The sequence below is a fragment of the Ralstonia sp. ASV6 genome, assembly GCF_016429285.1.
Lineage (GTDB): Bacteria > Pseudomonadota > Gammaproteobacteria > Burkholderiales > Burkholderiaceae > Ralstonia > Ralstonia flaminis.
In genome coordinates, this window is sequence record NZ_JAELUI010000156.1 from 1 (window position 1) to 12,250 (window position 12,250).

15 protein-coding genes are annotated in these 12,250 nt (G+C 63.3%); 12 read left to right on the forward strand and 3 right to left on the reverse strand.

The features are described 5' to 3' along the window. Positions 1–469, forward strand: a 469-nt coding sequence (locus JHD73_RS23280) for an alpha/beta fold hydrolase (protein WP_199032549.1), incomplete at its 5' end; no start/stop codon positions are given. Positions 470–790: 321 nt separating this feature from the next. After that, complete coding sequence (locus JHD73_RS23285; RefSeq protein WP_021196257.1) at positions 791–1,048, forward strand: DUF3567 domain-containing protein; 258 nt, start codon at positions 791–793, stop codon at positions 1,046–1,048. Between the two features lie 149 nt (positions 1,049–1,197). Here JHD73_RS23285 and JHD73_RS23290 read toward each other — a convergent pair whose 3' ends face one another. Next, a complete protein-coding gene (locus JHD73_RS23290; protein WP_199032550.1) occupies positions 1,198–1,590 on the reverse strand; it encodes a rhodanese-like domain-containing protein in 393 nt (130 codons plus the stop codon). Between the two features lie 162 nt (positions 1,591–1,752). Here JHD73_RS23290 and JHD73_RS23295 point away from each other — a divergent pair, with 162 nt between their 5' ends. From JHD73_RS23295 to JHD73_RS23320, 6 genes are all read left to right on the forward strand, one after another. Then, a complete protein-coding gene (locus tag JHD73_RS23295) occupies positions 1,753–2,793 on the forward strand; it encodes a homocysteine S-methyltransferase family protein (RefSeq protein WP_199032551.1) in 1,041 nt (346 codons plus the stop codon). A 52-nt stretch (positions 2,794–2,845) separates the two neighbouring features. Continuing rightward, a complete protein-coding gene (metH, locus tag JHD73_RS23300) occupies positions 2,846–5,563 on the forward strand; it encodes a methionine synthase (protein ID WP_199032552.1) in 2,718 nt (905 codons plus the stop codon). Between the two features lie 240 nt (positions 5,564–5,803). After that, positions 5,804–6,226, forward strand: coding sequence for a hypothetical protein (locus JHD73_RS23305; RefSeq protein ID WP_199032553.1), 423 nt, complete (start codon positions 5,804–5,806; stop codon positions 6,224–6,226). Positions 6,227–6,537: 311 nt separating this feature from the next. Continuing rightward, positions 6,538–7,170, forward strand: a complete 633-nt coding sequence (locus JHD73_RS23310) for a response regulator transcription factor (RefSeq protein ID WP_009277190.1) — start codon at positions 6,538–6,540, stop codon at positions 7,168–7,170. Positions 7,171–7,294: 124 nt separating this feature from the next. Beyond that, a complete protein-coding gene (locus tag JHD73_RS23315) occupies positions 7,295–7,735 on the forward strand; it encodes a response regulator (RefSeq protein ID WP_199032554.1) in 441 nt (146 codons plus the stop codon). 78 nt (positions 7,736–7,813) lie between these two features. Beyond that, a complete protein-coding gene (locus tag JHD73_RS23320) occupies positions 7,814–7,954 on the forward strand; it encodes an entericidin A/B family lipoprotein (RefSeq protein WP_199032555.1) in 141 nt (46 codons plus the stop codon). A 71-nt stretch (positions 7,955–8,025) separates the two neighbouring features. On the opposite strand, the gene JHD73_RS23325 is transcribed toward JHD73_RS23320, so the two are convergent. Beyond that, complete coding sequence (locus JHD73_RS23325; protein WP_199032556.1) at positions 8,026–9,474, reverse strand: CHASE3 domain-containing protein; 1,449 nt, start codon at positions 9,472–9,474, stop codon at positions 8,026–8,028. 240 nt (positions 9,475–9,714) lie between these two features. Here JHD73_RS23325 and JHD73_RS23330 point away from each other — a divergent pair, with 240 nt between their 5' ends. The 3 genes from JHD73_RS23330 to JHD73_RS23340 all read left to right on the forward strand — a co-directional run bounded on the left by JHD73_RS23330 (position 9,715) and on the right by JHD73_RS23340 (position 11,066). Further along, complete coding sequence (locus JHD73_RS23330; protein ID WP_199032557.1) at positions 9,715–9,888, forward strand: DUF1328 family protein; 174 nt, start codon at positions 9,715–9,717, stop codon at positions 9,886–9,888. Between the two features lie 154 nt (positions 9,889–10,042). Continuing rightward, complete coding sequence (locus tag JHD73_RS23335) at positions 10,043–10,468, forward strand: YqjD family protein (RefSeq protein WP_199032558.1); 426 nt, start codon at positions 10,043–10,045, stop codon at positions 10,466–10,468. Positions 10,469–10,511: 43 nt separating this feature from the next. Continuing rightward, positions 10,512–11,066: a bacterioferritin gene (locus tag JHD73_RS23340; RefSeq protein WP_199032559.1), complete on the forward strand. Its 555-nt coding sequence runs from the start codon at positions 10,512–10,514 to the stop codon at positions 11,064–11,066. A 125-nt stretch (positions 11,067–11,191) separates the two neighbouring features. Here the strand turns inward: JHD73_RS23340 and JHD73_RS23345 are convergent, their stop codons facing one another. After that, complete coding sequence (locus JHD73_RS23345; RefSeq protein WP_199032560.1) at positions 11,192–11,512, reverse strand: DUF1840 domain-containing protein; 321 nt, start codon at positions 11,510–11,512, stop codon at positions 11,192–11,194. 182 nt (positions 11,513–11,694) lie between these two features. Here JHD73_RS23345 and argS point away from each other — a divergent pair. Beyond that, positions 11,695–12,250: arginine--tRNA ligase (argS, locus tag JHD73_RS23350; RefSeq protein ID WP_199032561.1), on the forward strand; the 556-nt coding region annotated here is incomplete at its 3' end.

Below are 12,250 nucleotides of genomic sequence, written 5' to 3' on the forward strand. Positions count from 1 at the left end.
GTGTGACACCGTGTGTGTCACACCGTTGACAGCACATGCGATGTGGGACGAGCGCATCGGCCAGGTCGAGGCGCACGGCATGGCTGGCATCGTCGAGCCCACGCTGCAACGCTGGCTGACCGCGCCCTACCGTGAAGCGCATCGCGACGTGGCCGAGCGCATCCGCACCCTGCTGCGGGCCACGCCGCCGCACGGCTACGTTGGCGCATGCCTCGCCATCAAGGCGCTCGACACGCGTGGCGGGCTCGCTCGCATCGCCTGTCCCACACTTGTCATAACGGGTGAGGAAGATGCCGGCGCCCCGATGGAAGTCGCCCGCGAGATGGCTTCGCGCATTCCCAACGCGCGCTTGAAAGTGATGCCGCGCGCAGCCCATCTCGCCCCCATCGAACAGGACGAGGCCTTCCTCACCGATCTGGATGAATTCCTCCGGCACACGGGATGCGGCAGTCAGGGTGCAACGCCCTGACAGATGTTTGCCGTGCCGGTAGTTGCAGGCGCCACGCACACCGCCCGTCGTCTACCCGCCGAATGGCGGACAACGGCTTGCGCCTTTCGATGCAGACACGGAAAGGTCTTGTTACGCGATAACAACGCCCGTCACACATTCCGCCTCGCGTTCGCGAACTTTATGACCAATGATTAAGCCCAAGGATCAGATGGGGCAAAACACGATCCGGAACGCGGGAAATGATCGGCCCTTGAAGTCAGGATCGCGAGCCCCATCTACCCGGTGCAGCAGTAGAGCAGTCCCACAACAGCAAGACGATTGACGCCTCGGAGGTGCACCATGCAAATGATCTACAACAGCGACAACTACTGTGTTGTCGAGTTCGGTGTAGACGGCCAACACGCCATGCTGGCAGCGGGCGGCTACGAAATCGTGGACAAGAACCTCAAACGTGAAATCTTCCTCGGCGGCGAGCTTGCCGAGCATTTCCGCGAGGATGTGAAACGCTTGATCGCCAGTGAACCGACTGCAGAAGAAGTCGACGACTTCCTCGGCAAGTTCGACTCAGTGATGACGCAACCGGTGACGATGCACTGAACGGCGTGCGTCGGGGGCGGCGGCGAGGTTATCCACTGCGCTAACCGCACTCGCCCAACGAACATAAAAACGCCCGGAGCTTGGCGCAGCCGGGCGTTTTTTCATGTGTAGAGCAACTATCGCATTGATAGCGTCCGGCTAAATGCGGCTTAACACTGCTCCCACGGCATGCCTGCGTGGCGCCAGCCATTGAGCGTGTTGCGATGGCGCGTGCCATCCAGATCGCCCTCAAACCCGTGACGAACGACACGGACATCACGGAACCCCGCGTCTTCCAGCGCATGCGCCGCCGCCGACGAGCGGTTGCCGCTGCGGCAGATCAACACGATCGGGCGCTCGGTACCGTGGCCGGAAAGCTTGCGCACGGTCGGCACGAACTCCGGGTTCACCTCCCAGTGCGGGCCGTCGTTCCACGACACATGGTGTGAGCCGACCGGATGGCCGACAAACAGGTGTTCCATCTCGCTGCGGCAGTCGATGAACAGCGCGGCAGGCGTGCGTTGCAGAAAGGCGTGGGCGTCGGTGGGATCGAGCAGTTGCATGGCGGCTATCAGGGTGGGGCGAATGGCGTGATGTGGATTATAGGAGCGCGATTGCCCACAACGGCGGCAAGTCATTGATGCGACTGGTAAAATTCGCGTTTGGCCGTCGATTTTGTTGTTCTGTCCACGCTTCTGCCCCATCTCGGCCTGATCGGAGTCCCCATGACCGCGCCCCTGCCCTATACCCGTGCCGCCAACCTGCCCGCGCTGCTGCGCGAGCGCATCCTGATCCTGGACGGCGCGATGGGCACCATGATCCAGCGCTACAAGCTGACCGAGGCGCAATACCGCGGCGAGCGCTTTGCCGACCACCCGGTCGACGTGAAGGGCAACAACGAGCTGCTGCTGCTCACACGTCCCGAGGTCATCCGCGAGATCCACGAGCAGTACCTGGCCGCGGGCGCAGACCTGATCGAAACCAACACCTTCGGCGCGACGACCATCGCGCAGGAAGACTACAAGATGGCGGACCTGGCCTACGAGATGAATGTCGTGGCCGCCCGCCTCGCGCGCGAGGCCTGCGACAAGTACAGCACGCCCGAGCGCCCGCGCTTCGTGGCCGGCGCCTTCGGCCCGACGCCCAAGACCGCCAGCATCTCGCCCGACGTGAACGACCCGGGCGCGCGCAACGTCAGCTTCGACCAACTGCGCGATGCGTACTACGAACAGGGCAAGGCGCTGCTCGAAGGCGGCGCGGATGTCTTCCTGGTCGAGACCATCTTCGACACGCTCAACGCCAAGGCCGCGCTGTTCGCCATCGATCAACTCTTTGAGGACACCGGCGAGCGTGTGCCCGTGATGATCTCCGGCACCGTCACCGACGCCTCGGGCCGCATCCTCTCGGGCCAGACCGTCGAGGCATTCTGGAACAGCCTGCGCCACGCCAAGCCGATCACCTTTGGCCTGAACTGCGCACTGGGTGCCGCGCTGATGCGCCCGTACATTGCCGAGCTGGCCAAGATTTGCGACGTGGCGGTGTCGTGCTATCCCAATGCCGGCCTGCCCAACCCGATGAGCGACACCGGCTTTGATGAAACGCCGGACGTCACCTCCAGCCTGGTCGACGAATTTGCCGCGGCCGGTCTGGTGAACCTCGTGGGCGGCTGCTGCGGCACGACACCCGAACACATCAAGGCGATTGCCGACCGCGTGGCCAATCGCAAGCCGCGCGGCTGGCCGGGCCAGTACAAAGACGCCGCCTGAGCTTGAACAGACACGCCACCGCCCGCCTGCCCCTTATTTGCATCAGAAGAACATGACCGACCACCCCATGCGCCTCTCCGGCCTCGAACCGTTCAACATCGGCGAGAGCACGCTGTTCGTCAACGTTGGCGAGCGCACCAACGTCACCGGGTCCAAGGCGTTCGCGCGCATGATCCTGAACAGCCAGTTCGACGAGGCGCTGGCCGTGGCGCGCCAGCAGGTCGAAAACGGCGCGCAGGTCATCGACATCAACATGGACGAGGCGATGCTCGACTCCAAGGCCGCCATGGTTCGCTTCCTGAACCTGATCGCCTCGGAGCCGGACATCGCGCGCGTGCCGATCATGATCGACTCGTCCAAGTGGGACGTGATCGAGGCGGGACTGAAGTGTGTGCAGGGCAAGGCGATCGTGAACTCGATCTCGCTCAAGGAAGGCGAGGAGCAGTTCGCCCACCACGCCAAGCTCATCAAGCGCTATGGCGCGGCGGCCGTCGTGATGGCCTTCGACGAGCAAGGCCAGGCCGACACATTCCAGCGCAAGACCGAGATCTGCAAGCGCAGCTACGACTTTCTCGTCAACAAAGTCGGCTTTGCGCCGGAAGACATCATCTTCGATCCGAACATCTTTGCCGTCGCCACCGGCATCGAGGAGCACAACAACTACGCGGTCGACTTCATCAACGCGACGCGCTGGATCAAAGAGAACCTGCCGTACGCCAAGGTGAGCGGCGGCGTGTCGAACGTGTCGTTCTCGTTCCGCGGCAATGACGTGGTTCGCGAGGCGATCCACACCGTGTTCCTGTACTACGCGATTCAAGCGGGCATGGACATGGGCATCGTCAATGCGGGCCAGTTGGGCGTGTACGAAAACCTCGACGCCGAACTGCGCGATCGCGTGGAAGACGTGGTGCTCAACCGCCGCCCCGATGCGACCGACCGCCTGCTGGAAATTGCCGACCGCTACAAGGGCGGTGGTACCAAGCGCGAAGAAAATCTCGCCTGGCGCCAGGAGCCGGTGGAGAAGCGCCTGGCCCACGCGCTGGTGCACGGCATCACCGACTACGTGGTCGACGACACCGAAGAAGTCCGCCAGAAAATCTTTGCCGCTGGCGGCCGCCCGATCCAGGTGATCGAGGGCCCGCTGATGGACGGCATGAACATCGTGGGCGACCTCTTCGGCGCAGGGAAGATGTTCCTGCCGCAGGTGGTGAAATCGGCCCGCGTGATGAAGCAGGCGGTGGCGCATCTGATTCCGTTCATCGAAGAAGAGAAGCGCCAGATTGCAGCCGCTGGCGGCGACGTGCGCTCACGCGGCAAGATCGTCATCGCCACGGTCAAGGGCGATGTGCACGATATTGGCAAGAACATTGTCACCGTCGTGCTCCAGTGCAACAACTTTGAAGTCGTGAACATGGGCGTGATGGTCCCGTGCAACGACATTCTGGCGAAGGCCAAGGTGGAAGGCGCGGACATCATCGGCCTGTCGGGCCTGATCACGCCGTCGCTGGAAGAGATGGCCTACGTGGCCTCGGAAATGCAGCGCGATGACTACTTCCGCGTGAAGAAGATTCCGCTGCTGATCGGCGGCGCGACCACGAGCCGCGTGCACACCGCCGTGAAGATCGCGCCCAATTACGAAGGCCCGGTCGTATACGTGCCGGACGCCTCGCGCTCGGTGAGCGTGGCGTCGAGCCTGCTGTCGGACGAAGGTGCCGCGCGCTACGTCGAAGAGCTGCATGCGGACTACGACCGCATCCGCACCCAGCACGCCAACAAGAAGGCCACGCCGATGGTGTCGCTGGCCGCCGCACGCGCCAACAAGACGAAGATCGACTGGTCCAACTACACGCCGCCCAAGCCGAAGTTCATCGGCCGCCGTGTGTTCCGCAACTACGACCTGAACGAACTTTCGCAGTACATCGACTGGGGCCCGTTCTTCCAGACGTGGGACTTGGCCGGCAAATTCCCCGACATCCTCAACGACGAGATCGTCGGTGAGTCGGCCCGCAAGGTGTTCTCCGACGGCAAGAGCATGCTCGCGCGCCTGATCGCCGGGCGCTGGCTCACGGCCAACGGTGTGATCGCGCTGCTGCCGGCCAACACCGTCAACGACGACGACATCGAGATCTATACCGACGAATCCCGCTCGGAAGTCGCGCTCACCTGGCGCAACATCCGCCAGCAAAGCGAACGCCCAATCATCGATGGCGTGATGCGCCCGAACCGCTGCCTGGCAGACTTTATCGCGCCCAAGAGCACCGGCATTGCCGATTACATCGGCCTGTTTGCCGTGACGGGCGGCATCGGGGTCGACAAGCGCGAAGCCGCCTTCGAAGCGGATCACGACGACTACAGCGCGATCATGCTCAAGGCCCTGGCCGACCGCTTCGCCGAAGCCTTTGCCGAATGCCTGCACGCCCGCGTGCGCCGCGACCTGTGGGGCTACGCGCCGGAAGAAACGCTCGACAACGACGCGCTCATCCGCGAGGAATACAAGGGCATCCGCCCCGCGCCCGGCTACCCGGCTTGCCCGGAGCACACCGTCAAACGCGACATGTTCCGCGTGCTCGACGCCAAGGAGATCGGCATGGACCTGACCGAAGCGCTGGCCATGACGCCGGCAGCCTCCGTGTCGGGCTTCTACCTGTCACACCCGGACAGCACGTACTTCACGCTCGGCAAGATCGGCCAGGACCAGGTGGACGATATGGTCGCGCGCAGTGGTGAGGACCGCCTGTTTGTGGAGCGCGCCCTCGCCCCGAATCTCTGATTCTGTGACAAGACGTTTAGAACATGGCGAATCGTTCGCCATGTCTTACGACTGTGAAGCCTTGCTGGCATTGGCTTTGCCGGCATTTCAAGAGGGGTGATGCTTACATTACAAAGGCTTACACCCCCTAACAGTCGTAACCGGAAGGGCTCCATAGACTGAACCCATTCGCTCAACACACAGAGCGATGCCGCGACGAATCCCTCGCGTGGCCGTTCAGAGAACAAAAGGAGTCTCTCCATGAACAAGCTGCTGATCTCCCTGTCCGCCATCGCTATCGCTGCTGCTTCGGCTTACGCCAACGCACAAACCCCGTCGGCCAACGCAGGCGCTGCACTGCAAACCAACGGCACGGCCGCTGTCGCCCCGGCACCCGCCCAAGCCAATGTCGGCACGGGCCTGAAGGCCGATGCCGGCGCCAAGCTCGACACCGACGCTGCCAAGCACCAACTGACCAACAAGGCCGAACACGGCGCCAAGGCTGCGCACGAGCACAAGGCCAAGGCTGAAGCCGGCGCGGACAAGACCGCCGAGAAGGTCGGCAAGTCGGTTAGCAAGACAGAAAAGTCGGCAGAGAAGTCGGGCAAGGCAGCCAAGGCTGATGCCACCGCAGGCCTGAGCGCAGACGCTGGCGCAAACGCCGCCACGACGACGACGAAGTAACACGGTATCGCGGTTGACCGCCGGGCCTCGCGCCCGGCACACCCTGGCCATCACGGGGCGGACATCCTCCGCCCCGTTTTCTTTGGCTTCGCACACGCAGGCACGCCGCTTGCTCAGTGGCCCGCATCGACATGTTGCGATCAATTCACATCTTCGAGGCCCCCATGGAAACGCAAGACACGACCCCTGAACGCGCCAGCAAGAGGAGCGTTGGTTTCGCTCCACAGTCCGATACAATTGCTGTCGTATCGAACCAACAAGCGCAGCGCGCAGACAAGGGCAACCCGCCCGGCGTGCCCATAAGGAGCAGCATGATTCGCGTCCTGATTGCGGATGACCATGAAATCGTCCGTGCCGGCCTTCGGCAGTTCTTGTCCGAAGAGCGGGACATCGAAGTCGCGGGGGAAGCGGCAAGTGGGGAAGAGGTGATGGAGCAACTCCGCACCGGCGCCTTCGACGTGGTCGTGCTTGATATCTCCATGCCCGACCGCAACGGCATCGATACGCTCAAGCTGGCCCGCCAGCGCCATCCGGATCTGCCCGTGTTGATCCTGTCAACCTTTCCGGAAGACCAGTACGCGATCAACCTGATCCGTGCCGGCGCCTCCGGCTACCTGACCAAGGAAAGTGCGCCGGATGAGCTGGTGAAGGCCATCCGCACCGTGTCGCAGGGCCGCCGCTATGTGAGCCCGACAGTCGCCGAACTGCTGATCGGCGGCCTGGAAAAGCCGACCGACCAGCCCCTGCACCAGACACTGTCCAAGCGCGAATTCCAGATCTTTTGCAAGCTCGCGCGCGGGCAATCAGTGTCGATCATCGCGGAAGAACTGTTTTTGAGCGTCAAGACGGTCAGTACCTACCGCACCCGCATCCTGGAAAAGATGGGCATGAAGTCAAATGCCGATCTGACCTATTACGCCATCAAGAACGGCCTGGTGGAGTGACGCTTCACCGGATGGAAAACCAAGGCAAAACGGCCCGGCCAAAGCGCTAACCGACCGGAAACCCTGTTGGCATGTAGGACAACGCCTGATACCCCTCAGGCGGCCCGCTGGCTACCATCAACGCATGCTGGATAAAGCTGTCACCCTCTCCTCCCGTGGATTGCGCGTCCTCCTCATCGAGGACTCCCCCGTGCTTCGCGGCATGGTGCTGGAGTACCTCAAGGCGTCCGCTTTCGTGGCGGTTGTCGAATGGGCCGACACGGAAGATTTGGCACTGCACCAGCTGGCGCAAGGCCACTACGACGTCGTGATCGTCGATCTGCAGTTGCGTCAGGGGAACGGTTTCAAGGTTCTCCAAACGTTGCGCGATCAAGCATCGCCAAGCGTACGCATCGTCTACACCAATCATGCGCAGGTGCCGACCTATCGGCAGCGCTGCTTTGAAGCCGGCGCCAACTACTTCTTCGACAAATCGCTCGAACTCGACAAGGTGTTCGAGGTCATCGAAGAGCGCGCCGGCCTTGCCCGCCCCAGGCAGCAGACCGCGCACCATCCGCACGCCTGAGACCTGCCCGCTGCCGGCCGCCATGCTGCGAAACCGAACATCGCCCACATTGCTTTCGACCCCCACAAGGAGCGTTTCATGAAGACCCTGTGTGCCGCAATTGCATTGACGTGCATCTTCCTGGCCGGCTGCAACACCATGGCTGGCGCCGGCAAGGACATCCAGAGCGGCGGCCAGAAACTGGAAAACACGGCCGACGACGTCAAGCAGAAGATGTAAGCGCAGCGCTGTAAGGCGCGTATGAAAAAAGCCCCTTAACGTGATTAAGGGGCTTTTTTTCTTTCTACCGCTCAGACCAGCGCGCCGCCCTCGCCCGAGCCCGGCGCCACGCCACCGGGCAGCGTTTGCGGCCCCGCCGGCCCGCTGCCGCTGGCGCCCTCGCGGTAGAACACCGCATCGTTCGGTGGCAGCTCGGCGATGATCGTCACACCACCACCAGGCATTGAATCGATGGTCAACGTGCCGCCCAGTGCAATGGCACGCTGCTCCATGCCCAGCAGGCCGTGATGGCCCACCATGCGGCGGCGTTCGATGTCGGCCGGGAAGCCGCGGCCGTTGTCGCGCACACGCAAGCGCACGCCCTCTTCGCTTGCATCCAGCGCCACGGACACCGTCGTCGCATGCGCGTACTTCGATGCGTTGGTGAGCGATTCCTGCACGATGCGATACAACGCAATGGCGGCGTCGTCAGTGAGCTTGGGCATCTCGTCTGGCAGGCTGACCTCAGTGTGCCAGCCGTTGCGCACGCCAACGTCCTCGGTCAGTTGCGACAGCGCCTCAACCAAACCCAGATTGAGCAGAATGGTTGGGCGCAGGTCTTCGATCAGGCGGCGCTTGATCTGGATGCCCTGGTCCACATGCGACATCACGCGCGTAATTTTTTCGCCCACCGCTGGCTCGATGGACGTGATGCGCGAGCGCAGCCAGTGCAAGTCCATCTTGGTAGCGGTAAGGATCGCGCCCAGCTCATCGTGCAACTCGCGAGCGAGGCGCGTCTTCTCGTCTTCGGTCACGCGCTGCAAGTGGGCGGCCAGATCGGAAAGCTGACGCGTGCGTTCACGCACCATGCGATCGAGCTTCTGGCTTTCCTCTTCGAGCAGGTCACGCTCCTGCTCGGTGGCGGCAAGGCGCTTGGCGTGCTGCATGCCCAGCACCACCAGCAGGATGATGTTGACTGCGGTAATGAGCGCGATGCCGTAGCGCGAGAGCGCCAGATCGCGCTCGGCGTGCTCAAGGCTGCGGGCCACAGTGGCGATCTCGCGCTGGCGCAGGCGGTCCAGGCCCTGCCGCACGGCCTCCATCGATGCCTTGCCGAAATCGGTGCGCACGAGATCAAGTGCCACCTCCAGGTCACGCTTGCCGTAGATCAGCGTGAGTTCCATCTCGGTGAGCTTGCGGCTGACCTGCAGCGCGGTCTCCGAGAACAGCTTGAGCGCCTCCGGATCGTTGGCGTAGTGGTCGCGGATCTCCGCCATCAGCGCGTGGATGTGCGGAATCGCCTTGTTGTACGGGTCGAGGTATTCGTCCTTGCCTGTCAGCAGGAAACCGCGCTGCCCGGCCTCGGCGTTGACAAGTTCGGCGAGCAGTTCATTGATGGCGGTTTCCGCCTGCTGCGACTGAATCACCTGCCGATACCCTTGGCTCAGGCGGATGTTGCCCGTCTCCGAGGCAATCAGCACGCCCAGCGTCAGCAGAATGCCGCCGGCGAGCAGCAGGGTGGAGCGCAAGGATGACCGCATGGCATGCAGACCCATGTGAACGCATGAAACGCATCCGGCCGCCCGACGCGGCGCACGTTGCGTGTGTTTTTTATGTCAACACCCATGATACCCCGTGGGCGAGCCGGGCGACACCTAGGACGCACCCGCCCTGGCACGGCATGTGCGTGGGGATACGCCAGCAGGGGGCTGGCGCAATGCAGCACAAGACGCATCCCCCCTGTGACGAACTCCATTTCTACCCTATCCGGAGGCAACAACATGCTGAAGTGGGCACTCATCTTCGCCATCGTTTCCGTGGTGGCTGGCGTGCTGGGTTTTACCGGCATTGCCGCAGGCGCGGCGAGCATCGCCAAGGTCCTGTTCTTCATCTTCGTCGTGCTGTTCGTGCTGCTCCTGGTGCTTGGCGTCACGATCTTCAAGGCCGTCGATTAGCACAAACGCGCAGACGGGAAGGCGTGGCCCGCGTCTTGCTGGTCCACTCGGCAGGCGGCCCGCCTTTCTTACGATGCGCAGGAGCCGAAACTGCAACTGATCAACCGCGCCACCGGTATGCCCTTCCCGCGGCGCCACGACGAGGAACTTCGCCATGTCTCTCTTTGCCAGCCAACGCATTCGCAATCGGATCGATGACATTGACGACCGTGCGCACCGCGCCATGCGTAGCGCCGCAGACGCCGTAGATGACGCCCGCCACGCCGCACGCCCCGCCGTTGACGACGTGCAAAGCTTGCTGCGCTCACTCGAAAGCGCCATCCATACCTTGACCGACGAGGGCGGCACCGAAGCCCGCCGGGCCAGTCGCACCCTGCACGCGCGTGCCGACCAGTTGCGCCGTGCCGCCAACGACCGCGCCCACCAGGCGCGTGACCGCATGGACTGGGCGCTGAGCCGCACAGAAGACACCATCACCTCGGCGCCATTCAAGTCAGTGGGCGTGGCCGTGGCGATTGGCGCGGCAATCGGGCTGGTTGTGGCCTTGGCCGGCGGCAGCCGGCGCGAGCCCAGCGAGTAACCGACACCCGCCCCACAACACACCCACACTGCAGGAGCCCCCCATGAGTTCCACGCTTGTCGCCGCCCCGGAAAGCAGCTTTCTCACCGATATCAAGACCTTGCGCGAACGTGCCCGCAAGCACATCCAGGAAGGCGCGGTGACCGAAGATTACAAAGCTGATCGAGAAACCGTACTGCGGCTACTCAATGAGGCGCTGGCCACGGAGTTGATCTGCGTGTTGCGCTACCGGCGCCATCACTTCATGGCCAAGGGCATCAACGCTGAGCCCATCGCCGCCGAGTTTCTGGTGCACGCCAATGAAGAGCAGCAGCACGCCGACAGCATCGCCGCCCGCATCGTGCAGCTGGGCGGCGAGCCCAACTTCAGCCCGGAAGGGTTATCCACGCGCAGCCATTCGGAATACGTGGAAGCCGATGGCCTGGTCGATATGGTCAAGGAAAACCTGGTGGCCGAACGCATCGCGATCGACAGCTACCTGGAGATGGTGCGCTACATCGGCGACCGCGACCCCACCACGCGGCGCGTGCTGGAAGAAATTCTGGCCGTGGAAGAAGAGCATGCGGACGAGCTGTCCGACATGCTGCACGAACAGTAAGAACAAGAAACAAGACGGGAGAAGACAGACCAACAGGCGCGCTCGCCCCTTCCCCCGCTCCCGGCCACGGTGGCCGGATGCCCGGACCAACCCGTTTGGCGGCCGGGCATTTTTTTGAGCGACGCTCAGACGCCCCACATGACGGGGGTCTGCTCGACCTGCGATTCCTCCAGCATGTGCAGCAGCGGGTACGCGCGCTGACCGAGGTGCGGCGGCTCTTCTTCGCCGTCTTCGTCCTCCTTGGCCGCCAGTTCAGCCACGTGGATATGCGCCTGATGCGTATCGTCCTTGATGGCGCGCTTGAGGCGGTCGATGGCGTGGGGCATCTCTTCGGGCGTAATGACGCCACGCTCGCCCAGCGTCTTGCCGATCACGCCCAGCAGCACCATGGCGAGGTCCTTCTGCATGGAGAACTTTTGCGAAGCGTGCGAAGTAAAGGTGATCATGATGTTGAGGTTTCCTCGGTTGGGTCGATGTTGGGAGCCGAAGGTTGCCACGGCGGAGGGCGGATACGCCTGAGACTGCGGCTCACCTGATAAAATTTCGTACTTTTCCCCGAACAACGCAACTGGCGGCGCCGGAACTGGATTTCAACCTGTTTCAGCACTGTCGGCGTCATGGTTTCTTTATGCTGCCCTCCCACAAACAGACGATCGCCCAATTGTTGTCCGACGCCGTCGGCTCCCTGCTGCCCGAAGGCCAGGCCCGACCGGAGATCGTCCTGGAGCGCCCCAAGCAAGCCGCGCACGGCGACATCGCCTGTAACGTCGCGCTGCAACTGGCCAAGCCGCTGGGCAAGAACCCGCGCGAACTCGCCGGCAGCATTGCCGATGCCATCCGCGCCGATGCTCGCGGCCAGCGGCTGGTCTCCGCCGTGGAAATCGCCGGCCCCGGCTTTATCAACCTGCGCCTGTCGGCCGCCGCGCGTGCCGACGTGATTGCCGCCGTGTTTGCCGAGGGCGACCGCTACGGCGCCGCCAACACGCATGATGGCGCACCGGTGCTGGTGGAGTTCGTCTCGGCCAACCCGACCGGCCCGCTGCACGTCGGCCACGGCCGCCAGGCCGCGCTGGGCGATGCACTGGCGAGCCTGCTCGACTGGCAGGGCCACAAGGTCCACCGCGAGTTCTACTACAACGACGCCGGCGTGCAGATCCAGAACCTGGCCGTCTCCGTCCAGGCCC